General features: G+C 70.8%; 22 protein-coding genes. 11 read left to right on the top strand and 11 right to left on the bottom strand.

What is annotated here, in order from left to right; all coding sequences use genetic code 11:
• Nucleotides 1–6 precede the first annotated feature (6 nt).
• Nucleotides 7–264 (bottom strand): hypothetical protein, encoded by a 258-nt coding sequence (locus tag HNR00_RS09850; RefSeq protein ID WP_183568648.1) that lies wholly within the window; start codon nucleotides 262–264, stop codon nucleotides 7–9.
• Nucleotides 265–709: 445 nt separating this feature from the next.
• Here HNR00_RS09850 and HNR00_RS09845 point away from each other — a divergent pair, with 445 nt between their 5' ends.
• A complete protein-coding gene (locus tag HNR00_RS09845; protein WP_376770368.1) occupies nucleotides 710–1174 on the top strand; it encodes a hypothetical protein in 465 nt (154 codons plus the stop codon).
• A 342-nt stretch (nucleotides 1175–1516) separates the two neighbouring features.
• Here the strand turns inward: HNR00_RS09845 and ctrA are convergent, their stop codons facing one another.
• The gene (ctrA, locus tag HNR00_RS09840; RefSeq protein WP_183568645.1) at nucleotides 1517–2218 is read right to left on the bottom strand and encodes a response regulator transcription factor CtrA; all 702 of its coding nucleotides are present in this window, start codon (nucleotides 2216–2218) and stop codon (nucleotides 1517–1519) included.
• 451 nt (nucleotides 2219–2669) lie between these two features.
• On the opposite strand from ctrA, the gene fliI reads away from it, so the two are divergent.
• From fliI to HNR00_RS09810, 6 genes are all read left to right on the top strand, one after another.
• Nucleotides 2670–4019, top strand: a complete 1350-nt coding sequence (gene fliI, locus HNR00_RS09835) for a flagellar protein export ATPase FliI (RefSeq protein WP_183568642.1) — start codon at nucleotides 2670–2672, stop codon at nucleotides 4017–4019.
• Between the two features lie 90 nt (nucleotides 4020–4109).
• Nucleotides 4110–4514 carry a flagellar export protein FliJ gene (gene fliJ / locus HNR00_RS09830; protein WP_183568639.1) on the top strand — a complete coding sequence of 135 codons (405 nt, stop codon included), beginning with the start codon at nucleotides 4110–4112 and terminating at the stop codon, nucleotides 4512–4514.
• Nucleotides 4515–4644: 130 nt separating this feature from the next.
• Nucleotides 4645–4971: a type II toxin-antitoxin system PrlF family antitoxin gene (locus HNR00_RS09825; protein WP_183568637.1), complete on the top strand. Its 327-nt coding sequence runs from the start codon at nucleotides 4645–4647 to the stop codon at nucleotides 4969–4971.
• A 4-nt stretch (nucleotides 4972–4975) separates the two neighbouring features.
• The gene (locus HNR00_RS09820) at nucleotides 4976–5461 is read left to right on the top strand and encodes a type II toxin-antitoxin system YhaV family toxin (RefSeq protein WP_183568634.1); all 486 of its coding nucleotides are present in this window, start codon (nucleotides 4976–4978) and stop codon (nucleotides 5459–5461) included.
• Nucleotides 5462–5617: 156 nt separating this feature from the next.
• Nucleotides 5618–6670, top strand: coding sequence for a lysylphosphatidylglycerol synthase domain-containing protein (locus tag HNR00_RS09815; RefSeq protein ID WP_183568631.1), 1053 nt, complete (start codon nucleotides 5618–5620; stop codon nucleotides 6668–6670).
• 309 nt (nucleotides 6671–6979) lie between these two features.
• On the top strand, nucleotides 6980–7120 hold the full coding sequence (locus HNR00_RS09810) for a hypothetical protein (RefSeq protein WP_171015377.1): 141 nt from the start codon (nucleotides 6980–6982) through the stop codon (nucleotides 7118–7120).
• Between the two features lie 235 nt (nucleotides 7121–7355).
• On the opposite strand, the gene flhA is transcribed toward HNR00_RS09810, so the two are convergent.
• A complete protein-coding gene (gene flhA, locus HNR00_RS09805) occupies nucleotides 7356–9488 on the bottom strand; it encodes a flagellar biosynthesis protein FlhA (protein ID WP_183568628.1) in 2133 nt (710 codons plus the stop codon).
• A 151-nt stretch (nucleotides 9489–9639) separates the two neighbouring features.
• Here flhA and HNR00_RS09800 point away from each other — a divergent pair, with 151 nt between their 5' ends.
• Complete coding sequence (locus HNR00_RS09800) at nucleotides 9640–10317, top strand: hypothetical protein (protein ID WP_183568625.1); 678 nt, start codon at nucleotides 9640–9642, stop codon at nucleotides 10315–10317.
• Nucleotides 10318–10351: 34 nt separating this feature from the next.
• On the opposite strand, the gene HNR00_RS09795 is transcribed toward HNR00_RS09800, so the two are convergent.
• From HNR00_RS09795 to xth, 3 genes are all read right to left on the bottom strand, one after another.
• Nucleotides 10352–11596 carry a KpsE/RkpR family capsule polysaccharide export protein gene (locus HNR00_RS09795; RefSeq protein ID WP_183568622.1) on the bottom strand — a complete coding sequence of 415 codons (1245 nt, stop codon included), beginning with the start codon at nucleotides 11594–11596 and terminating at the stop codon, nucleotides 10352–10354.
• 86 nt (nucleotides 11597–11682) lie between these two features.
• Nucleotides 11683–12336: an ABC transporter ATP-binding protein gene (locus HNR00_RS09790; RefSeq protein WP_183568619.1), complete on the bottom strand. Its 654-nt coding sequence runs from the start codon at nucleotides 12334–12336 to the stop codon at nucleotides 11683–11685.
• 148 nt (nucleotides 12337–12484) lie between these two features.
• Nucleotides 12485–13279, bottom strand: a complete 795-nt coding sequence (gene xth / locus HNR00_RS09785) for an exodeoxyribonuclease III (protein WP_183568917.1) — start codon at nucleotides 13277–13279, stop codon at nucleotides 12485–12487.
• 236 nt (nucleotides 13280–13515) lie between these two features.
• Between xth and HNR00_RS09780 the strand changes: the two genes are divergently transcribed.
• Together HNR00_RS09780 and HNR00_RS09775 are read left to right on the top strand one after the other, a co-directional pair.
• Nucleotides 13516–14190: a hypothetical protein gene (locus HNR00_RS09780; protein ID WP_183568616.1), complete on the top strand. Its 675-nt coding sequence runs from the start codon at nucleotides 13516–13518 to the stop codon at nucleotides 14188–14190.
• Between the two features lie 141 nt (nucleotides 14191–14331).
• Nucleotides 14332–15321, top strand: a complete 990-nt coding sequence (locus HNR00_RS09775; protein ID WP_183568613.1) for a hypothetical protein — start codon at nucleotides 14332–14334, stop codon at nucleotides 15319–15321.
• 38 nt (nucleotides 15322–15359) lie between these two features.
• Here HNR00_RS09775 and HNR00_RS09770 read toward each other — a convergent pair whose 3' ends face one another.
• The 3 genes from HNR00_RS09770 to HNR00_RS09760 form a co-directional block, all read right to left on the bottom strand.
• Entirely contained in the window at nucleotides 15360–15701 is a 342-nt protein-coding gene (locus HNR00_RS09770) for a DUF1491 family protein (RefSeq protein ID WP_183568610.1), read from the bottom strand.
• Between the two features lie 43 nt (nucleotides 15702–15744).
• Nucleotides 15745–16464: a peptidoglycan-binding domain-containing protein gene (locus HNR00_RS09765; protein ID WP_183568607.1), complete on the bottom strand. Its 720-nt coding sequence runs from the start codon at nucleotides 16462–16464 to the stop codon at nucleotides 15745–15747.
• 152 nt (nucleotides 16465–16616) lie between these two features.
• Complete coding sequence (locus HNR00_RS09760; RefSeq protein WP_183568604.1) at nucleotides 16617–18497, bottom strand: sensor histidine kinase; 1881 nt, start codon at nucleotides 18495–18497, stop codon at nucleotides 16617–16619.
• 360 nt (nucleotides 18498–18857) lie between these two features.
• Here HNR00_RS09760 and HNR00_RS09755 point away from each other — a divergent pair, with 360 nt between their 5' ends.
• A complete protein-coding gene (locus HNR00_RS09755; protein WP_183568601.1) occupies nucleotides 18858–19151 on the top strand; it encodes a hypothetical protein in 294 nt (97 codons plus the stop codon).
• A gap of 194 nt (nucleotides 19152–19345) precedes the next feature.
• Here the strand turns inward: HNR00_RS09755 and dgcA are convergent, their stop codons facing one another.
• A complete protein-coding gene (gene dgcA, locus HNR00_RS09750) occupies nucleotides 19346–20329 on the bottom strand; it encodes an N-acetyl-D-Glu racemase DgcA (protein WP_183568597.1) in 984 nt (327 codons plus the stop codon).
• 16 nt (nucleotides 20330–20345) lie between these two features.
• Nucleotides 20346–21356, bottom strand: coding sequence for an N-acetyltransferase DgcN (dgcN, locus tag HNR00_RS09745; RefSeq protein ID WP_183568594.1), 1011 nt, complete (start codon nucleotides 21354–21356; stop codon nucleotides 20346–20348).
• Nucleotides 21357–21380: the final 24 nt, after the last annotated feature.

The raw sequence follows: 21380 nt of genomic DNA, 5'->3' as shown, positions 1-21380 counted from the left end.
GGCCGGTCAGGCCGCGTCCCGGACGCCGTCGCGCAAAGCCAGATCGATCGGCGCCTCGACGACCGGCAGCGGCTTGGCGTCACGGTTGGACTTCTTGCCGTAATGGGCCCGGAGCAGCGTGGTCCGGTCGCGCAGATGCGTCTCGGCCCGTTCGTTCATCCGGGCGACGGCCCCGGTCAGGGCGTCGAGACCGGCCGTGAGGAAACGGACGGTCGCGCCCATGCCGGTGGCGGCGATGTCGGCAGTCTTATGAACGATGCTCATGGTGGCCCGAAGCGATGGAGGATGTGGGACCGGAGATAGGGCGAGCGTCGGATTGTCATCTGCGGCCGTGCGCAGCATCGGCCGCGCGGAACCGAGTGGAGGCGCAGATCTTCTACTCGGTTGCTCTGCGCAGGCCGGCCGCGAATGAATGCCTAATCTGCCACAATCTTGCTCACGATTGCCTGCTTCGCAGCATCCGCGGTGCCTGACTTTTCGGCAGTTGATCGGTTTGTTCGAGCGTCAAGTGGTGCGGGATCGCGCGGCAGGGCGATCGCTTCAGCGTGAGGAGGCCTTGGTCCGCAGGATGGGGGCTTCGTGAGTCACGCGGTGGCTTGCCTCCGGTGCGCCGCCGATGCCGTCCGCGCTGTCGATCCTCGGCCACTTCTCCGCCCGGCGAACCCTGGCGTCTTGCCTGCGCTGCGGAGAGGCGCGCATAGAGGCCACCATGCGCCACTCGCTCCTCACCGCTGTTCTGCCCGCCCTCCTGGCTCTCCCGCTGCTCGCCCCCTCCCCCACGCGGGCCGACGAGTGCGATGCGCTCGCCATGCGGATCGCCCAGGCCACAGGCGCGAAGAAGCCGGGACGGCGGATGGGCCCGAGCATCGACGTGCGGGCGGCCAGCGGCGTGACCCTCAACCTCACCTGCCGGGCGCAACCGATCGTCCAGGCCTCCTCCGGCGAGCCCTCCCCCTCCGCCACCTACTTTCGCGAGCTGACCGTCGCCTCCGAGTTGGTGATCGGCGAGCCGGCGGGCGTCATCCAGCCGATCCTGGCGCGGGCCTACGAGACGGCGCTCCGCGAGGGCCGCAAGTCCTTCATCCAGCAGAACGGCTGGTCGGCGAGCTGCTACACCGACAGCGCGGGGGCGCTCCGTACCCTCTGCTCGGTCGGCCGCATTCCCACCGATTGATCCGCTTCACGCCGTCCTTGCCGTGGATGTTCACAGATTCGTCGATCGCGGCGGGGGGGCAGTCGACGATCAGGGTGTCGGGTAAGGCCTTCGGGGCGATGCCGCCGAGACTTTGATGCGGGCATGCGTCCGGTCGAAGCCGTTGTCGCGCATGGCTGTGGCCCTCCCGGGACAGCGTGGCGCGATCAGCGAATTGGCGAACCTCTCCAGCGATGACGGCGCGGGTCTCGGCGGAACCGTCGATGCGCACGGCATCGGCGGACGCGCAGCCCCGAGAATCCCAAGAAGAAAAACGAAAAACCCCGCCGGAGCGGGGTTCTGTCGTCATCGGTTTCGGGGCTTTCAGACCGCCATACGGTCCTCGCCCTCGACCGGCTCGCGCAGCACGTAGCCGCGGCCCCACACGGTCTCGATGTAGTTCTTGCCCTCGGAGGCGTTGGCGAGCTTCTTGCGCAGCTTGCAGATGAACACGTCGATGATCTTCAGCTCCGGCTCGTCCATGCCGCCGTAGAGATGGTTGAGGAACATCTCCTTGGTGAGCGTCGTGCCCTTCCGCAGCGAGAGGAGTTCCAGCATCTGGTACTCCTTGCCGGTGAGGTGGACGCGCGCTCCCCCCACCTCGACGGTCTTCTGGTCGAGGTTCACCACAAGGTCGCCGGTGGTGATGACCGATTGGGCATGGCCCTTCGAACGGCGCACGATGGCGTGGATGCGCGCCACCAGCTCGTCCTTGTGGAAGGGCTTGGTGAGATAGTCGTCGGCGCCGAAGCCGAGGCCCTTCACCTTGTCCTCGATCCCGGCCATGCCCGACAGGATCAGGATCGGCGTCTTCACCTTCGCGACGCGCAAGCTGCGCAGCACCTCGTAGCCCGACATGTCGGGCAGGTTGAGGTCGAGAAGGATGATGTCGTAATCGTAGAGCTTGCCGAGGTCGACGCCCTCCTCGCCGAGGTCGGTCGTGTACGTGTTGAAGTTCTCGGATTTGAGCATCAACTCGATGCTCTGCGCCGTGGCGCTGTCGTCCTCGATCAGAAGTACGCGCATCGTCGGTCCCCACCCCGGCCCGGCCGTATCAGGGCGCTTGAGACAAGCCACCGCCGGGCGCCCACCGACGGCCTCGGCGGACGCTCCCTCATTCCCACTTCAGAAACGCTATTCCTTAACCGTTAACAAAAGCCGAATCCCGCTTGCAAGGTTCATCGCATTCGACTCCGAAGGCGATTCTCGTCATGGTTGGCAATCTGTTCTCCGGGAACCGCCACTTCTGCCTCGCGGCGCCTGGGCCCGATCGGATAAGCCGTTCATTTCCTTCAGATTGTGACGTTTGTTGCCAAAGAGAGACAGGCCTCGACCGTTACCGCTCAAGCTTTCGCGGATCTTGCCGCGGTCGCAGGCGGCGCGTCGGCCCGTGCCGACGGGGCCGCGGTGGTGTTAAGACATCGGCCCGATCGATGGCGCGAGGAAGGGACGGGCCGATGACGCGGAGGCGGCCGGCATGACGGGCGGGTCAGGCGCGGGCGGGCTCGCGGCGGCGCTCGCCGCCCTGTCCACGGTCGAGGCGCTCGAAATCTTCGGGCGGGTCACCGCGATCCGCGGCCTGCTGGTCGAGGTCGCCGGGCCCGTGGCCGCCATGCGGCTCGGCGGGCGGCTCGACGTGGTGGTCGAGGCGGGGGGCGCCGGCAGCGTCCCCTGCGAGGTGATCGGCTTCTCCGGCGACCGGGCGCTCGCCATGCCGTTCGGCTCGCTGGAGGGCGTGCGCCGCGGCTGCCCCGTGCTCGTGCGCGACGAGGCGGCGGGCGCGGTGCGCCCCTCGCAGGACTGGCTCGGCCGCACGATCGATGCGCTCGGGCGCCCGATCGACGGGCTCGGGCCCCTCCCCCAGGGGCCGGCGATCTATCCGCTGCGCGCCGACCCGCCGCCCGCCCACGGGCGCCGCCGCGTCGGGCCGCCGCTCGATCTCGGCGTGCGCTGCATCAACACCTTCCTGACCATGTGCCGCGGCCAGCGCATGGGCATCTTCGCCGGCTCCGGCGTCGGCAAGTCGGTGCTGCTCTCGATGCTCGCCCGCTACACCGCCGCGGATGTGGCCGTGATCGGCCTCGTGGGCGAGCGCGGCCGCGAGGTGCAGGAATTCCTGCAGGACGACCTCGGTGCCGCGGGCCTCGCCCGCTCGGTCGTCGTCGTGGCGACTTCCGACGAGCCGGTGCTGATGCGCCGCAACGCCGCCTACGTGACCCTCGCGGTCGCCGAGTATTTTCGCGATTCCGGCGCGCAGGTCCTGTGCATGATCGACTCGATCACCCGCTTCGCCATGGCGCAACGCGACATCGGGCTGGCCGGCGGCGAGCCCCCCACGGCAAAAGGCTACACCCCCACCGTCTTCTCCGAACTCCCGCGCCTGCTGGAGCGCGCCGGGCCCGGCACCGGCGAGGGGGCGATCTCCGGGCTGTTCACCGTGCTGGTCGAGGGCGACGACCACAACGAGCCGGTGGCGGACGCCGTGCGCGGCATCCTCGACGGCCACATCGTGATGGAGCGGCGCATCGCCGAGACGGGGCGCTATCCGGCGATCAACGTGCTGCGCTCGGTCTCGCGCACCATGCCGCGGGCCTGCGACCCGGCCCATCTCCCGACGGTCCGTCGCGCGAGACGCGTGCTCGCGACCTATGCCGACATGGAGGAACTGATCCGGCTCGGCGCCTACCGGGCCGGTTCCTCACAGGAGGTGGACGAGGCGGTGGCGCTCATGCCTGATCTGGCGGCTTTTCTGGGGCAGGGTAAGGAAGAAGCAACCTCCATCGGCGAGGGTTACGCACGGCTGGCCGCCATCGTGGGCGGCGGGTAAGGCGGCATCGCGTCGGGGTTCGGGTCCGTGAGGATCCGGCGAGCGCGTCCGGCCCTTTCGCCAGCGTAGCGTAGGAGTGGATGGCCCGACATGAAATCGCGTGACACGCTGATCCGGCTGCGGCGGTTCCAAGTGGACGAGAAGCGCCGCCGGGTGGCGCAGATCGAGATGATGATGGCCGACTTCAACCGGATGGCGTCCGAGTTGGAGCGCGAGGTCGCTCAAGAAGAGGCCCGCGCCGGCATCTCCGATCCGGCCCACTTCGCCTACCCGACCTATGCCCGCGCCGCGACCACGCGCCGGGACAACATGCGCCAGTCGGCGACCGCCCTGGAGGGCCAGCTCGCCGAGGCCAAGGCCGAACTCGGCGAGGCCTTCGAGGAGTTGAAGAAGATCGAGATCCTGGAGGACCGCGAGCGCTCCGCCGAGCGCGCCGCGGAAGCCGCCCGCGAGCAGGCCGAGATGGACGCGATCGGGCTTCGCGCGCGGGCCTGATTCTTTTTTTAGGATCGCACGACTGCTCTCATCGATCGTCGGGCCGCCTCGGTGGCTCGGCGATTTTTGCGTTGAGCTACCCCCGCGCAAAATGTAAGGAATATTCCTTACTCCGCGTCGCGAGGGACCGATGACCGTTCCGTTCAGGGAACACAGCCGGATCACTGCAAAGGGGCAGACGACGGTGCCGAAGTCGGTGCGTCAGGCTCTCGGTGTCAGCTACGGCGGCGAGATCGCCTTCGTGGTGGACGAGCAGGGCGTGCGCGTCGTGCGCGTGGAGGAAGAGACCGATCCGGTCATCGAAAGCTTCCTCGAATTTCTCGCCCAGGACATGCAGCAGAATCCGGGCAAGAGCGTCGTGGCGTTTCCGACGGCGCTCGTGGAACGGATGACCGCGCTCACCCGTGGGGCCACGGTCGATCTCGACGAAGAGATCGACGGGCCGGTCGCCCTCTGAGCCGATGCCCGTCGTCGGCGATTGGACGGTCCTGGCCCATTCCCTGCTGCTCGATCAGCTGGACAGGCTGACCGCCGCGGTGGCCGCAGCGCAGGCCAAGGACCCGGACGGATATCTCGGCACCGCCAACGCGAAGCTGCTCGTGATGCTGCGCCGGCTCTTGTTCGAGACGGTGGCGGAGGATCCGACGCGCCCCGAGTATCGACAGGGCAACACCCTGGGCGACGGGCGCAAGCACTGGTTCCGGGCCAAGTTCGGCAACGGGCGCTTCCGCCTCTTCTTCCGCTACGACAGCCGGGCGAAGGTGATCGTCTTCGCCTGGGTCAACGACGAGACGACGCTGCGCACCTACGGCTCGAAGACGGACGCCTACCGGGTGTTCGCCGGCATGCTCGACAAGGGCAACCCGCCGGACACCTGGCAGGACTTGCTCAAGGCGGCGTCGGCCGAGGCGGCGACCGCGCGCTTTGAGCGAGCCAAGCCGACATAGAGCGCGACATCGCTCCTGGGACGTTTGAACCGGCATGAAACCGTCACGATCGGCGGGCAAGAGCCCGCCGCATCGAGCCGGTCGCTCGGGTGCCGCTTGCGATGCGGGCGGCCCTGGCGCAGGAGGGACCGGTCCCGAGGGAGGCGGCCGGTATCCATGAAGAAAGTCAGTGAGATCTTTTGGGGCCTGATCGGCCTCGTGGCGGTGGCGGCCTCCTGTTACTTGCTCTGGGGCAAGCTGAAGGATCAGTCCTGGGCAGACATCGAAGCCGCCTTCCTGGCGATCCCGCCGCACCACGTCCTCTTCGCCGCCCTCTCGACGCTCGTCGCCTACGCGGCACTCGCTTGGTACGACCGGATCGCGCTGCTGCATCTGGGTGTGCGCGGCATCTCGTGGATGTTCGTCTCGGTCTGCTCCTTCACCACCTATGCGCTCTCGCACAACATCGGCGCCTCCGTCTTCTCCGGCGCGCTGGTGCGCTACCGGGCCTACACCGCCAAGGGCCTCTCGGCCGCGCAGGTCGCGGTGCTGGTGGCGCTCTGCTCCTTCACCTTCGGCCTCGGCACGATCCTGCTCGGCGGCTTCGTGCTGGTCTACGATCCGGGCCTGCTGGCGCGGCTCGACAGCCTGCTGCCCGCCGCGCTCACCAACCCGCACACCGCCCGGCTCGTCGGCTTCGCGCTGCTCGCCTTCGTCGCACTCTACGTGCTGGGCTCGGTGCTGCGCTTCCGTCCGCTGACTATCCGCAAGTTCAAGGTCGAGTATCCCCGGCCGCAGATCATGGTGCGCCAGCTCATCGCGGCGCCGCTGGAGCTGCTGGGGGCGGCCGGCATCATCTACTTCGCGCTCCCCGACAGCCTGAACCCCGGCTTCATCGCCGTGCTCGGCATCTTCCTCGCCTCGTTCTCGGTGGCGCTCGCCTCGCACGCCCCCGGGGGACTGGGCGTGTTCGAGCTGGTGTTCTTCACCGCCATGCAGCTCCAGACCGATGCCGAGAAGGCGCCGGTGCTGGCGGCCCTGCTGATCTTCCGGCTGTTCTACCTGCTGATCCCGTTCGCCATCGCCATCGTGGTGGTGGTTCTGTTCGAGCGCTCGCGCCTGTCGCAGGCGCTCCACAAGGCCGATCCGAACCCGCCCGAGCCCCCGCTCGTGGCGCCGGGCCTCGACAACCACGTCATCGAGAAGCGCCTGGAGAAGAAGGCGGTTTGAGGAGTTTTTCTCGCCTCCGTCGCCGGCGCCCGCCTCCGCGGGCTTGGGCTTTCGCCCCGCTGGACGCCTCGGCTGAAAGCCGAGGCCCACTGCCGCGGCGCTTCTCGCGCCGCGAAGCCGCCGAGGCGGCATCGAGAGGGCTATGCGCGGCAAGCGAATCTGCGGACCGTTTCCCGCAGGATGACGCGGCCCCCGTAAATCATTAACTGCCGTGGTCGGGGATGACGGGACGGGCGCTCTTGCCCGGCCTTCACGAACGGTTAAGCTTGCAGTGTAGGCGCCGGTCCCGCGCTCGGATTTTCGAACATCATGGCTTCCATCAAGGTGCGGGTTTCCGAAGACGGAACCTGCTCGATCTGCCGCAACGGCACGATCATCAGCACGGGGCTCACGCGCCATCAGGCCGACCAGCTGGTCGCGGTCCTGCGCGCGATCGAAGGCCACGACTGAGGTTTTTCCCGGCGATCCGCTCGGTCTCAAATCCACGCCGTCATCACGAGGCGGAGCCGAAGCGATCCAGGGCGCGCGCTCTCCGGAGAAGGCGCGATTGCACCGACAGCGCGGCTATGGGAGTGTCCATTCCGTAGAATGCGGAGCGCTGGATTGCTTCGGCTCCGCCTCGCAATGACGGCGCGGGTGATAAGCGCGACGCGATCAGCCGTGGCCGTGTAAGGCCGATCCGGTCTCACACCGACCCGACCGTCCGCAGCCTTGCCCGCGGATGGATCTCCGCCTGGCTCATCACCGGGGTCTCGCGGCGGAAGCGCTCGATGATCGAGCGCACGAAGGGCCGCGCCTGCACCGAGGTGACCAGCACCGGCATCTCGCCCATGCGGGCGGCCTGCTCGAAGCGGTCGCGGACCGTGTTGACGAACTCGGTGAGCCGGGACGGCTGCATCGCGAGGTAGCGCTCCTCGCGCTCGCCGACGATCGATTCGAGGAAGGCCTGCTCCCAGGCGGGCGACAGGGTGATGATCGGCAGCGTGCCGTCCGGGCCCTGGTACTGCGCGCAGATCTGGCGCCCGAGGCGGGCGCGGACATGCTCGACGATGTCGCGCGGGTTCTTCACGTGGCCCGCCACCTCGGCAATGCTCTCGACGATGGCGCCGAGATCGCGCACCGAGACCCGCTCGGCCAGCAGCAATTGCAGCACCCGCTGGATGCCGGTGGTGGCGATCTGCGCGGGCACCACCTCCTTCAGGAGTTCGGTGTGCTCCTTGGGCAGCTCGCGCAGGAGCTTCTGCACCTCGACGTGGTTCAGAAGCTCCGAGACATGCGCCTTGATCACCTCGGTGAGGTGCGTCGAGATGACGGTGGCGGCATCGACCACGGTGTAGCCCTTGAGCTGGGCCTGATCGCGAAGCGAGGCATCGACCCAGGTCGCGGGCAGGCCGAAGGTCGGCTCCATCAGGTGCAGGCCGGGGAGCTGCACCTGTCCGCCCATCGGGTCCATCGCCATGAACTGGCCGGGGAAGACTTGGCCCGTGCCGGCCTCGATCTCCTTGACCCGCACCGTGTAGGTGTTGGCGTCGAGGCTGACATTGTCGAGGATGCGCACCGAGGGCATGACGATGCCGAGTTCCGCCGCGAGCTGGCGGCGCAGGGCCTTGATCTGGTCGGTGAGCCGGTCCTGGCCCTCGCCGTTGACGAGCGCCAGCAGCGCGTAGCCCATCTCGAGCTTGAGGTCGTCGAGCTTCAGGAGGTCCGTGACCGTCTCTTCCGCCGGCGCGGTGCCGGGGGCGGCGGGGGTGCCGTCGGCGTTGGTGACGGGAGGCGGCGCCTCGCGTTGCGTCTTGGCGATGCGCCACGCGGCGTAGCCCGCCGCCGCGCCGAGGCCGAGGAAGGGCAGCATCGGCATGCCCGGCAGCAGCGCGATCAGCCCCATCACGCCCGCCGACATGCCGAGCGCCTTGGGGTAGTTCGCCATCTGCTTGCCCAGCGCCTTGTCGGCCGAGCCCTTCACGCCCGCCTTCGAGACGAGGATGCCGGCCGCCGTCGAGACGATGAGCGCGGGCACCTGGGAGGCGAGCCCGTCGCCGATGGTCAGCAGCGTGTAGGCCTTGGCGGCGTCCGCGAAGCCCATGTTCTGCTGGGCGACGCCGATGATGATGCCGCCCACCACGTTGATGCCGGTGATGAGCAGCGCCGCCACCGCGTCGCCGCGCACGAATTTCGAGGCGCCGTCCATGGCGCCGAAGAACGAGGATTCCTCCTCCAGCGCCGAGCGGCGGGCCTTGGCGACCTTCTCGTCGATCAGCCCGGCCGAGAGGTCGGCGTCGATCGCCATCTGCTTGCCGGGCATCGCGTCGAGGGTGAAGCGGGCGGCGACTTCGGCGATGCGCCCCGAGCCCTTGGTGATGACGACGAAGTTCACGATGATCAGGATCGCAAAGACGATGATCCCGATCACGAAGTTGCCGCCCATCACGAAGTGCCCGAAGGCCTCGATGACGTGGCCGGCCGCCGCCGTCCCCTCGTGGCCGTGGCCGAGGATGAGGCGGGTCGAGGCGAGGTTGAGCGCCAGCCGCAGCAGGGTCGCGACCAGCAGCAGCGTCGGGAAGACGGTGAATTCGAGCGGGTTGTCGATGAACAGCCCCGTCATCATGATCAGCACCGAGAGGATGATCGAGACGGCGAGCAGGAGGTCGAGCAGGATCGCGGGCAGCGGGAAGATCAGCACCACGAGGATGCCCATCACCGCGGTGGCGAAGAACAGGTCCGTGCGCTTCGTCAGCGCCTGGAGGCTGGCGCGGCTCGGCACGAAGGCCGAGAGGGAGCCGAGTCCTCCCGCCGGAGCGGCGCCCGCCGTCTCGCTCATCGTGACACGCTTCCCCGCACGGGCCGATGCGCCCACCCGGCAGGATTTGCCGGGCGCAGGGTTAGCGCCGGGTTAACGCGGGCGGCGATGCCGGAACCAAGCCGAACGACGCGGGCTTGGTGGAGCGTCCCCGCAGAGCAGGAGCCCCGCCATGGCAGGACGAGCCGTCACCGCGCTGTTCGACAGCCACGAGGACGCCGCCCGCGTCGTCGACCGGATCGAGGCGGAGGGCGTGTCCCAGTCCGAGATCGGCATCGTCTCCTTGCGCGCGGAGCAGCGGGAGGCCGCGGCCGAGCCCGGTCCGGCGCGCCCGGCGGAGGCCGAGGCCGCCGATGGCGCGGGCGCGGGCGCCACCGTCGGCACGGTGCTCGGCGGCGGGGCCGGCCTGCTCGCGGGCCTCGGCCTGATCGCGATCCCCGGCATCGGGCCGCTCCTGGCGGCGGGCTGGCTGGTCACCGCCCTGTCGGGCGCGGGCGTCGGCGCCGCCGCGGGCGGGCTGATCGGCGCGCTGACCGGCGCGGGCCTCAGCGGGACGGACGCGGAGACCTATGCCGAGGGCGTGCGCCGGGGCGGCACCCTGGTGACGGTGCGGGCCGACGGCGATCTGGCCGAGCGCGTCGTCGCGCTGATGCGCCGGGGCGGCGCGGTCGACCTCGACGAGCGGGCGGAAGGCTGGCGCGCGCAAGGCTGGACCGGCGGCCCCGCCGCCCCGGTCGCGACCGCCACGCCCGCCCCCGATCCCGAGCTGGCACTCGCCCCCGAGCCCGCCAGCCCGGCCGATCCGACGGCCGCCTCCCCGACCCGACGCCCGCCGGGCGCGATCGGCTGATGAACCGCGCCCGCGCGGGCCTCCCGATCACGCCTCAGCTGAAGACGTATTTGCGGATCACCACCGAGAGCCCGAACATCAGCATCGCGACGAGGGTGGCGACGCTCGCCCACAGGGCGCGCTTCGGCTCGACCGACGAGATCGGAAGGATCGGCTCGACCACCGGCGTGAAGAACTCGACTTGCCGGGCCGCCACGATGCGCGCCGCCTCGTTGGCGGACAGCACCCGGCCGTAATAGCTCTCGGCATCCTTGCGCTGGTTGTCGAAGGCCTCGAACTGGCCGAGCAGATCCGACAGCACCTTCTTCTGGGTCGGGTCCGTGCTCGCCGTCTGGCGCTCGATCTTGTCGATGGTCTCGTCGAGATCGCGGATCTGGGTCTTGATGTCGCGGATCGGGCGGGTGTCCGGGGCGAGGTCGCGAAGGCCGAGGGTGAGTTGCACCGCCAGATCGATGCGCTGCTTGCGCAGCTCGGAGATCATCGTGAGGTTGGCGGTGTTGGTCGCCGCCGCATCGAGGACGCCGCCGCGGTTGCGCAGTTCGCGCACGGCGAGGCGGGTCTTGATCAAGCGCTCTTCGGCATGGGCCAGTTCGCGGGTGGTCTCGACGAGCGCCGCGTTGCGGGCCTTCTCGCTGAGCTCGTTCACCTTCCGCTCGCTCTCGGCCAGGATCGCCTGGGTGAGCCGGTAGGACTCGTTCGGATCGAAGGCGGAGACGGTGAGCGTGATGATGCCCGAATGTGTCTCCGTCGAGGTTTGGACCCGCTTGGGCCAGTAGCGCATGAAGCGCTCGATCGGTGCGTCCTGCGAAGCGCGGGACAGGAAGTCGATACTGTCGCGGCTGAACATCTCCCGGATCGGCATCTGCCGCTCTAGGGTTTCGACCATCTGCCGGCTGTTGATGTAGTTCGAGGTGATCATCGTGTCTTGGGCGATCATCTGCTTGGGCAGACTCGAATCGGTGCCGGTCTTCTCGTTGTCGACCTTGTCGACGCTGCCCAGCGCCGGCCGCAGGGTGAAGCGGGCCTCCGTCACGTAGCGGTCCGAGGCCACGAAGTAGAGGTAGCCGGTCACGGCGAGCGTCGGCAGCACGAACACCAGCACGAACAGCAGCGGGATCACGGGATCGCGCTTGATGTGGGTCCGGTAGGCGCGGATGCCCTTCTTGCGGTCCGTGTGGCGGGCGATGCGGGCGAACCGCTTGAGCGACTCGGCGACCGCCGTCGACCGTTCCCCGGTCGTCAGGGGTGCGCCGGACGGGGTGCTGACTTCGGTGCTCATGCGCCCTCGTTTACGTTGGCGAAGGTTCGGCGCCGGGCGCCCGGATCGCGCTCTTGCGCGGGCTCGCGGCGAAACCGTGTCCGGGATCAGCCGTTCAGGCGGCGATAGGCCGAAATCGCCTCGTCGACCTTGTCGTAGACGACCGCCTGGCCGTTCACGAGAATGACGGCCTGGCTGCAATACGTGCGGATCTGCTCCGCCGAGTGCGAGATCAGGATCACGTTGGCGGTCTCGCGCCGCTTGGCGAAGAGCTCCTTGCAGCGCTTCTGCATCCGCGCGTCGCCGACCGCGAGGATCTCGTCGATGAGGTAGGTGTCGAACGGGATCGCCATGCTCACCCCGAAGGCGAGGCGCGCGCCCATGCCGGAGGAGTAGGTGCTGGTCGGCATGTTGATGTAGTTGCCGAGTTCGGCGAAGTCCTCGACGAATTCCAGCACCTTGCGCGGGTCCTCGCCGTAGATGCGCGAGACGAAGATGACGTTGTCGCGCCCGGTCATCTTCGGGTTGAAGCCGCCCGCGAAGCCGATCGGCCAGGAGACCCGCTGCCGCCGGGTGATGCGGCCGCGGCTGGGCTCCTCGACGCCCGCGAGCAGGCGCAGGGTGGTCGACTTGCCGGCGCCGTTGATCCCCATGATGCCGTAGCTGACGTCCGGCCTCAGGGTGAAGTTCACCCGATCGAGGATGACGCGCCGCTTGCCGTAGACGGAGTAGAACTTGCTGACGTTCTCGAAGCGTATCACGGTTGCAAGGCCCTGCCGGTCGACGTGACGCGGACCGGCCGCCGCGCGAGGCCGCGCGGGCGGAGGACCGGACGCCGCGTCCCGGATCCTCGAAAAAAGCGGCGAATCTGAGGATGGCCGGGGCGCGGGCGCCGCCTTGCGGACCGGATCAGGCGTCGCTCAGCTCCACCGTCACCGGCACGTGGTCGGAGGGTTTCTCCAGGCCGCGCAGGTGGCGCTGCACCGAGGCCGAGACGAGGCGGTCGGCGGCCTGGGGCGAGAGCAGCAGGTGATCGATGCGGATGCCCTGGTTCCGCGGCCAGCAGCCGGCCTGATAGTCCCAGAAGGTGTAGAGGCCCGGGCTCGGGTCGCAGGCGCGCAGGGCATCGGTGAAGCCCTCCGCCAGCAGCGCCCGGAAGGCCTTCCGGGTTTCGGGCAGGAACAGCGCGTCCTGGGTCCAGGCGGCGGGGTCGGCGGCGTCCTCGGGCTCGGGGATCACGTTGAAGTCCCCGGCCAGCACCAGGGCGTCCTCGCTCGCCATGAGGGCGCGGGCATGCCGGCGCAGGCGCTCCATGAAGGCGAGCTTGTAGGCGTATTTCGGCCCCGGCGCCGGGTTGCCGTTGGGCAGGTAGATCGCGGCGACCCGCACCGGCGCGACGCCTTCGCCCGCGATCCGCGCCTCGATGTAGCGGGCCTGCTCGTCAGCTGCGTCGCCCGGCAGGCCGCGCAGGAGTTGGGTGGCGGCCAGCGGCTGGCGCACCAGCAGGGCGACGCCGTTATAGGCCTTCTGCCCCAGCGTCTCGACCGCGTAGCCCGCCGCCTCGATCTCCGCGCGGGGGAAGGCGGCGTCCTGGCATTTCAGCTCCTGCAGGCACACCACGTCGGGCCGCGCCTCGTCGAGGAAGCCGAGGAGATGCCCGACCCGCTGCTTGATCGAGTTGACGTTCCAGGTGGTGATCCGCATGGGGCCCCAAAGCGCGAACGGCGCGACCGACGGCATCGTCATCGGGCCTTCGCGCCGCGCTGGCAAGGCGATCGGTGGGCAACAGCGGATACGACGAACCCTCGGGTCGTGCGGCAGGTCCGTACGGTCGGGCGCGAAGAGCGCAGCGGGCCTCGGCGCGAGGCGAGGCCGACGAGCGAAGCGAGAAGCCTAAGCCCGCGGAGGCGGGCGCCGGCGCTTGAGGCGAAAAGAACGAAATGAACCCATCCTGGTTCGAGCCGGTCCGGGCCTATTGCGAGCGCACCGACGCCGCCTTCTGGTCCGAGCCCGTCAACGCGGCAACCAACGCCGCCTTCCTCGTCGCCGCGGTGGCGGCGGCCCTGCGGGCGCGGGGCGACCGTCCGGTGCTGGCGCTCGCCTGCGTGGTGGCCGTGGTCGGGATCGGCTCGTTCCTGTTCCATACGCTCGCCAACCGCTGGTCGATGCTCGCCGACGTGATCCCGATCGCGGTGTTCATCCATGGCTATTTCGGGCTCGCCCTGGCCCGCTTCTTCGGGCTCCGGCCCGGGCTCGCCGCTCTGGCCACGCTCGCCTTCGCCGGGGCCGGCTTCGGCCTGGCGCCCGCCCTCGACGCACTGACCGGCCGCGACGTGGCGGCGCTCACCAACGGTTCGATCGATTACCTACCCGCGCTTCTGGCGCTCCTCGGCGTCGGCCTGGGGCTGGCGCGGCGCGTGCCCTGGGCGGGCCGCGCAGTGCTGGGGACGGGGGCGCTCTTCGTCGTCTCGCTCGCCTTCCGCACCCTCGACGCGCGGGCTTGCGCCGCGCTGCCGCTCGGGACGCACTTCCTCTGGCACGGGCTCAACGCGCTGGTGCTCTACCGCCTGCTGGCGACGGCGGCGCGGTTCCGGGCTCGGTCCGCTCCCGCGTGACGCGGCGGATCGAGCCCGGACGACCGCTCGGAGGGCGCGGCGTCCCCGTCGCGGGACAGGCCTCGGGCAGCGCCCTTAAAGGTCGATTCACGCAGAACCGTTCTACTCGGGGCTCGTAGCGTCCCGCGTCAACGAAGTGCCATGCCCGCATCGGTCTCCGACACGCCGGACCTGTCCGGCCTCATCGAGTTGTCGCGCGATCCCGCGCTCGACCTGAAGCCCGTGATCCTGCGGGTGCAGACCGACATGTTCGTCGCCGCGCCCAGCCGTGACCGGGCGATGATCCACGCCTTCGAGTCGCTCGCGGCGGGGCTGATCCCGACGGTGGACGAGGCGACGGCGGCCATCGTCGCGGACAAGCTCGGCGGCTGCCCCGACCTGCCGGAGGCGGTGCGGGCGGCGCTGGCCACCCGCGGCCTCGACGTCGCGCCTGCGCGCGCGCCGCAGGATCAGGCGGAGGCCGACCGGGCGCTCGCCGAGAACCCCGGCATCCTGATCGGCACGCGGGTGCTGGAGCGGCTGCTCGCCCGCGCCCGCCGCGAGGCCGACCTCGCCCGCATCCTGCTGGCCCGGCCCGACATTCCCGCCGCCGACCTCGCGCCGCTCTGGCTGCATGCCGGCTCGGACGGGCGCCGGGCGATCGGCGAGGCGGTGGAGGCCACGGCGGCGCTCCGGCCCTGCCCGCAAGCCCCCCGATCGCTCGCGTCGGCGCTGGTCGAGCGCACGCATGCCCGCGACGTGACCGGCTTCATCGCGACGCTGGGCGAAGGACTCGGCCTGCCGCAGGACTATCTCGGCGCCGCCCCCGATCCGGCCTCCCGCTACGATCTGCTGACGCTGGCGCTGCGGGCCGCGGATCTCCGCGAGGGCGAGGCCGTGTTCGTGTTCCTCACCCTCAACGACGCCGTGGCGCGCTCGGTGGAGCGGGTCTTCTCCCTCGTCACGCTGTTCCGCGAGACCAGCCGGGCCGGCGCCCGCGACCTGCTCTCGGCCATACTCGGGGCCCCCGTGCTGGAGCGCGGCTCGCAAGCCGAGCACCGCCCGTTCCACGGACCCGAGACGGCCAAGCCCCGCGCCGCCGCGGCGACCGTCCGCCCCGCCCTGCCGTCGCGGCTGCGCCGCACGATCTGAGGGCGACGGACGGGACGTCTCCCGACGAAGCCCGGACGTTATTCGGCGAGCGGGAGCGCGTGCCGGTCCCGGGCGTCGTCGATCTCGACGATCCAGAGATCGGAATCGAAGCGCAGCTCGCGGGTCAGGCGCTCCTCGACCTCGTAGGACGGCACGGCCGACAGCAGCGGGCCGAAGCGGCGCTCGCCGTCCTCCGCCTCGGTGATCAGCGCTTGCGGGGCCGGGCCGAACAGGTCGGCGGTGCCGTCGAGCCGGTCGACCTTCACGAAGATCGCCCCGGCCTCCGCCGCCCCGCGCCGCCGCAGCACCGCCGGCACGCCTTCGCCGTTGAGGCGGCGCAGATGGGCGGAGACCCAGAAATCGGAACGCAGGCGTGGCATGGGCGCCTGATAGGCCCCCTCCCCCGCCCCGTCGAGCCGCAGCTCAGCCCTGTGCGGCGGAGGCCTTGGCGGTCAGTTCGCGCAGCGTCCGGCCGGCGGCCTCGCCCTTCACCGGCAGCTTGCGGTCGCGCTCGAACCGCTCGAGGGCGGCCTTGGTGCCGGGGCCCATCAGGCCGTCGTCCTTGAGCGGGCCATAGCCGAGCTTCGACAGGGCGCGCTGGGCGCGGGCGACCATCGGATCGGGCTTGGCCGAATCGAGCTTGGCCGGATCGAACTTGGCCGCTGCGTCCTTCACGGATGGCTTCGGCGTCACCGAGGCGGTGGTCTCGCCCGAGCGGATCATGTCGGCGATCGGGTCGCGGGGCGCCGGAGCCGGCGCTTCCGCGCGGACCTCCCGCGCCGGAGCGGGCCGGGCGGCGGCGGGTTTCGCTTCGTTCAGCTTCGCCTCGGCGGCTCTGGGCGCCGAGGCCTTGGCCTCGACGGTGGGCAGGATCGGCGCCGGGTGGCGCCCCTCTTGGAAGCCGACCGCGTTGAGGCAGACGTAGAGGGCGGCGCCGAGCCCGGCGAGCGTGCCGAGGGCACCGCCCGGATGGCGCAGGCACAGGGCCGCCGCGGCGCGGGCGAAGGCGAGGCCTGCGCCGGGGTCGCCCGGCGCCGCCGCGACCCGCTTCGTCCGGCGCGGGGCGGCCTTGCCCCGTCCCTCGCGCATGTCGCCCGGCACGACGATGTCGCGCCGATCCCGTCCGGCGGGTGTCTCCCGCATCACGCAACTCCTTCGGTTTCTTCCTCAAGTGCGCCGATTCCGACCGATGGTCGGGCTCGGCGCGCCCGGCGGAGGACCGCCGCCGAGCCTCGGCCCCTTGCGCGTGGGCGGACGGCCATGAGTTCGCTCATCGCCGTCCGGTATCGATGTCCTCACCCGGCCCGCCGCATCGGCGGGCGGGCGGCGGGGGCCGGATCGAACAGGCCGACCGGCAGGCGGATCGGCTCCGGCGCGATCTCGGGGGCCGCCCCCCGCACCGAGGTGCGGATCGGCGCCGGCTCGTCGGTGCCGCGGGCGCGGCTGCAATCGAGCGGCAGCGTGACGGCGACCAGCGTGCCCTTGCCCGGCGCGCTCTCGACCGAGACCGAGCCGCCGTGCAGGCCCGCGAGCCCGCGCACCACCGAGAGGCCGAGCCCGGTCCCCTCGTGGCTGCGGCCGTAGCCGCCGCCGACCTGGAAGAAGGGGTCGCCGAGCCGCGGCAGGTCGGCCTCGGCGACGCCGATGCCGTCGTCGGCCACGACGAGGTCGAGATAGCCGCCGCCGCGGCGGACCAGCACCTCGACCCGCCCGCCCCGCGGCGTGAACTTCACCGCGTTGGAGATCAGGTTGATCAGCATCTGGCGGCAGGCGCGGGCGTCGGCGACGAACGCGCTGCCGGCCGGGACCGGGGCGAAGCTCAGCGCCACCCCCGAGGCGTCGGCCTTCAGCCGCATCAGATCGCAGCAGCCGCGGATCAGCGCCTCGACATCGATCGGCTCGGGCTGGAAGTCGAAATGGCCGCTGCGGATGCGCGAGATGTCGAGCAGCGTGTTGACCACGTCGAGGAGGTGGCGGCCCGAATTGCCGATGATGCCGGCATATTCCTGCGCCCGCTCGGCCGAGAGCGTCATGGCGCCTTCGCCCGCCAGCACGTCGGAGAAGCCGATGATGGCGTTCAAGGGCGTGCGCAGTTCGTGGCTGACGGTGGCGAGGAAGTGCGTCTTCACCTCGTCGGCGCGCTCGGCTTCGGTGCGGGCACGGTCGAGTTCGGCCGCGCGGCGGCGGTGCTCGGACACGTCGCGGGTGACCGCCACGACGGTGCCGCCGTTGGCGCCGGAGAGCGCGGATTCGATCCGGTGGGCGCGCATCTCGGCATGGATGGTGCGCTCGCCGTCGGCGCGGGGCGCGTCGAGGTGGAGGCGGAAGGGAACCGTGGCCGGCGTACCGGTGGCGGCGACGTCGCTGATCGCCTGGAGCAGGGCCGGACGGTCGCCGATATGGACGCGGTCGAGCAGGCCGTGGCCGCGCAGGCGGCCGGGATCGGCGCCGACGAAGCGGGCCGACGAGCCGCTCGCTTCCAGCACCCGGCCGTTGGCGTCGTGCCACGTCACGAGGTCGTCGATGGCCGAGAGCAGCAGGCGGTCGCGGGCCTCGTTGTCCTGCATGCGGGTGCGCCACTCGCCCTCGCGGCGGATATGCTCGATCGCCTGCGCGGTGATGTGGCCGATCGCCGTGATGGCGAAGACCGGCAGCGCCACCGCGTTCGGCCAGTCGAGGGCCGGGACGTCGAGGGGGAGATGGCCGGAGATGGCGACCGCCAGCGCGCCGAGGACGGCGATGATCGCGGCGGCGAGCGTGGCGCGGCGCGAGCCGGACACCATCGCCTCCAGCGGCACCGCCACGAGCCAGATCGCGGCGGCCGAACTCGCGCCGCCGGTCAGCGCGGCCAGGCACACGAGGAGGCCGGTCAGGCCGGCCGAAGACAGGGCGTGGGCGATCCAGAGCGAGCCGGTGCGCGACAGCACGACGGCGGCCAGCACCGGCAGGAACAGGCTGGCGATGGCCATCGCCTCGACGCCGCTCGGGACCCCGCGCCAGACGAGGTAGGGCGGGAGCGCGGCCATCATCACGGCGCCGGTGGCGAGCCGCGAGACGAGGAAGCGCTCGTGGCGGAACCGCACGCCGGGCTCCGGCAGGGCCGAGGCGTGGACGAGCCCGGCGAGCCGGGCATCGAAGAGGGAGGCAAGGGTACCGTCGTTACGCAACACCACCACGCACAGCGCCGGATGTCGGGCCGTATCCGGCCCCCGTCCCGCGCCCCTCGACTGCTCGTTTCGAACCCCCGAACCGTCGCAGAGGCGGTTTAAGCGAGGATGAAAAGGGTCGGTCGGTTGCCGTCCATCGCCCCATCCGGACGGCCCCGGCGCGGCCGGTTCGGACGGCTTTTCCGCCGCTGTCCACAGGGCGCGCGGGGCGGATCGTGAAGGGGAACGGGGGTCGGACAAGCCTTCGTTCACCACGTCCGCGCATCGGCGCGGTTTCAGGGCTCCCGCGGGGTCGGTTCGCTCACGGGCCGGTGGCATTCTGAAGCCCGCTCCCCGACGCGGCCCCGGCCGCCTGCCCGGACCGGACCCATGACGTTCCTCCTTCGCGCCGCCCTGGTGATCGGCGTCCTCTCCTACCTCGCCGCCGCACGCCAGGGCTCGGGCTCCGGGGGCGTCGACACCGCGGGTCTGCGCTCGACCGTGGAGATGACGACGGGCAGCCTCGCAGGTCTCGCGGCCTCGTTGCCGCCGGAGGCGCGGACGGAGGCCCTTCGGCTCGGCGGCGAGGCGGTGGCCCGGCGACTGACGGGTCAGCCACACTCCGCCGACACGTTGTCGGCGAGCGACCGGCAGGTGCCGTGGCGGGGTGCGGGCGTGCATTGAAGGCGAGGCCTCGCTCGCCCCATCCATCCCCCTCATCCTGAGGTGCTGAGCGTCAGCTCAGCCTCGAAGGAGGCCTCCAGCAGCCGCGCGATCCCTGGAGCGCTCCTTCGAGGCCTCCGCTTCGCTACGGCGCCTCAGGATGAGGGCGCGAGTGGGAGAAGCGTCGGCCCCGTTCAGCCGTCCAATCTCGCCCGTCACCCCCACAATTCCGCCAGCGGCGGATGCACGATGCTGCCCTCGTAGCGCAGCGCCGGTTCGCGATCCTGCGCCAACAGCAGGGGGCCGTCGAGATCGACATAGGCCGCGTGGTGGGCGATCAGCATGGCGGGCGCCATGGCGAGCGAGGTGCCGACCATGCAGCCGACCATGATCTCGAAGCCACGGGCGCGGGCCTCGTGCGCCAGCCGGATCGCCTCGGTGAGGCCGCCGGCCTTGTCGAGCTTGATGTTGATCGCGTCGTAGCGCTTGGCCAGGGCGTCGAGCCCGGCCCGGTCGTGCAGGCTCTCGTCGGCGCAGATCGGGATTCTTCGGGAGATGTCGGCCAGCAGGTCGTCCTCGCCGGCCGGGAGCGGCTGCTCGATCAGCGCCACGCCCGCCGCCGCGCAGGCCGCGAGGTTGGCCTCGATCGTGTCCGCCCGCCACGCCTCGTTGGCATCGACGATCAGCCGCGCATCCGGCGCGCCGCGGCGCACGGCGGCGATGCGCTCCGGATCGCCCTCGCCGCCGAGCTTCACCTTCAGCAGCGGGCGGTGCGCGGCGTTGCGGGCGGACTCCTCCATCGCCTCCGGCGCGCCGAGGCTGAGCGTGTAGGCGGTGGTGACCGGGCCGGGCTCGGACAGGCCGGCGATCGCCCAGGCCGGGCGGCCCTGGCGCTTGGCCTCGAAATCCCACAGGGCGCAGTCGATCGCGTTGCGGGCCGCCCCCGGCCCCAGCCGCTCGAACAGGTCCGAGCGGGCGCCGCCGTTCGCCAGCCACTCGGCCTGCGCTTCGATCGCCGCGGCGACGCTCTCGACGCTCTCGCCGTAGCGGGCATAGGGCACGCACTCGCCCCGTCCGCGGATGTCGCCGTCCTCGATCGTGGCGGTGACGACGACGGCCTCGGTTCGGCTGCCGCGGGCGATGGTGAAGGCGCCCGCGATCGGAAAGCGCTCGACGGCGACGGAGAGGCGGCGCGACATTGTTTCGAAGACCTCCTCAAGCCGGAAACTCGGCGGCCAAGCGATCCAGGATGCCCTCGACGCCGAAGCGCACCGGATCGGTCGCGGGCAGGCCGTGGGCGGCTACCGCTTCCTCGAGCAGCGCGCGGGCCCGCGGCTCGGGCAGTCCCTGCGTGTTCACGGCGATGCCGACGGGGCGGATGTCGGGATTGGTGAGCCGCCCGAGTTGCACCGTGAGGTCGATCACCTGCTGGATCGTCGGCAGGCGCGCCTCGACGCCGCGCATGCGGGTGCGGGTCGGCTCGTGGCAGACCACGAAGGCGTCGGCCTGCGCCCCGTGCAGCAGGCCGAGGCTGACGCCGGCGAACGACGGATGGAACAGCGAGCCCTGGCCCTCGATCAGGTCCCAGTGACGAGGATCGGCGGCGGGCGAGACCCACTCGACGGCGCCGGAGATGAAGTCGGCCACCACCGCGTCGATGGCCACGCCCCGGCCGGAGATGAACACGCCGGTCTGGCCGGTGGCGCGGAAATCGGCGTCGAGCCCCCGCGCGCGCATGCCCTTCTCCAGGGCGAGCGCGGTGTACTTCTTGCCCACCGAGCAATCGGTGCCGACGGTGAGGAGCCGAAGGCCGGGGCGCTTGGTGCCCTTGCCGGTCGGAAACGTTTCGGAGCTGTGGCGGACATCGTGCAGGGCGCGGCCGGTGCGCTCCGCGGCCTCGGCGATCGCCGGGATCGAGCCGAGCCGCACGTGCAGGCCGCTCGCCACGTCGAGCCCGGCCTCCAGGCCCGCGACGATCTCGGCGACCCAGTGCTCGGGCAGCACGCCGCCCGCGTTGGCGACGCCGATCACCATGGTCCTGCAGCCTCGTCCGACGGCCTGCGTCAGCGTCAGGTCCGGGATGCCGAGATCGGCGGCGCAGCCTTCCATGCGGAGCTGCCCGACGCACCATTCGGGCCGCCAGTCGTTGATGCCGTAGGCGGTCTTGGCGGCGAGGGTGTCCGGCACGTCGCCGAGGAACATCAGGTAGGGCGTGGCGATCTGCATCGATTCGGTCCCGTTCGGCCGTGA

The sequence above is a fragment of the Methylorubrum rhodinum genome, assembly GCF_014199935.1.
Taxonomy (GTDB): Bacteria; Pseudomonadota; Alphaproteobacteria; order Rhizobiales; family Beijerinckiaceae; genus Methylobacterium; species Methylobacterium rhodinum.
The sequence above is the reverse complement of the archived record's forward strand: the minus strand, read 5'-3'. Positions and strand labels throughout refer to the sequence as shown.

Excerpts from the sequence above, each read along its gene's own strand:
- ctrA (WP_183568645.1), bottom strand. The coding sequence starts at position 2,218 with ATGCGCGTACTTCTGATCGAGGACGACAGCGCCACGGCGCAGAGCATC.
- xth (WP_183568917.1), bottom strand. The coding sequence starts at position 13,279 with ATGCGGATCACCACCTGGAACGTCAACTCGATCAAGCAGCGGGTCGGG.
- HNR00_RS09770 (WP_183568610.1), bottom strand. The coding sequence starts at position 15,701 with ATGCCACGCCTGCGTTCCGATTTCTGGGTCTCCGCCCATCTGCGCCGC.
- dgcA (WP_183568597.1), bottom strand. The coding sequence starts at position 20,329 with ATGTCGCGCCGCCTCTCCGTCGCCGTCGAGCGCTTTCCGATCGCGGGC.
- fliJ (WP_183568639.1), top strand. The coding sequence starts at position 4,110 with ATGAAATCGCGTGACACGCTGATCCGGCTGCGGCGGTTCCAAGTGGAC.
- HNR00_RS09795 (WP_183568622.1), bottom strand. The coding sequence starts at position 11,596 with ATGAGCACCGAAGTCAGCACCCCGTCCGGCGCACCCCTGACGACCGGG.
- dgcN (WP_183568594.1), bottom strand. The coding sequence starts at position 21,356 with ATGCAGATCGCCACGCCCTACCTGATGTTCCTCGGCGACGTGCCGGAC.
- HNR00_RS09815 (WP_183568631.1), top strand. The coding sequence starts at position 5,618 with ATGAAGAAAGTCAGTGAGATCTTTTGGGGCCTGATCGGCCTCGTGGCG.
- HNR00_RS09845 (WP_376770368.1), top strand. The coding sequence starts at position 710 with ATGCGCCACTCGCTCCTCACCGCTGTTCTGCCCGCCCTCCTGGCTCTC.
- flhA (WP_183568628.1), bottom strand. The coding sequence starts at position 9,488 with ATGAGCGAGACGGCGGGCGCCGCTCCGGCGGGAGGACTCGGCTCCCTC.
- HNR00_RS09755 (WP_183568601.1), top strand. The coding sequence starts at position 18,858 with ATGACGTTCCTCCTTCGCGCCGCCCTGGTGATCGGCGTCCTCTCCTAC.
- fliI (WP_183568642.1), top strand. The coding sequence starts at position 2,670 with ATGACGGGCGGGTCAGGCGCGGGCGGGCTCGCGGCGGCGCTCGCCGCC.
- HNR00_RS09825 (WP_183568637.1), top strand. The coding sequence starts at position 4,645 with ATGACCGTTCCGTTCAGGGAACACAGCCGGATCACTGCAAAGGGGCAG.
- HNR00_RS09850 (WP_183568648.1), bottom strand. The coding sequence starts at position 264 with ATGAGCATCGTTCATAAGACTGCCGACATCGCCGCCACCGGCATGGGC.
- HNR00_RS09780 (WP_183568616.1), top strand. The coding sequence starts at position 13,516 with ATGAACCCATCCTGGTTCGAGCCGGTCCGGGCCTATTGCGAGCGCACC.
- HNR00_RS09775 (WP_183568613.1), top strand. The coding sequence starts at position 14,332 with ATGCCCGCATCGGTCTCCGACACGCCGGACCTGTCCGGCCTCATCGAG.
- HNR00_RS09810 (WP_171015377.1), top strand. The coding sequence starts at position 6,980 with ATGGCTTCCATCAAGGTGCGGGTTTCCGAAGACGGAACCTGCTCGATC.
- HNR00_RS09765 (WP_183568607.1), bottom strand. The coding sequence starts at position 16,464 with ATGCGGGAGACACCCGCCGGACGGGATCGGCGCGACATCGTCGTGCCG.
- HNR00_RS09820 (WP_183568634.1), top strand. The coding sequence starts at position 4,976 with ATGCCCGTCGTCGGCGATTGGACGGTCCTGGCCCATTCCCTGCTGCTC.
- HNR00_RS09800 (WP_183568625.1), top strand. The coding sequence starts at position 9,640 with ATGGCAGGACGAGCCGTCACCGCGCTGTTCGACAGCCACGAGGACGCC.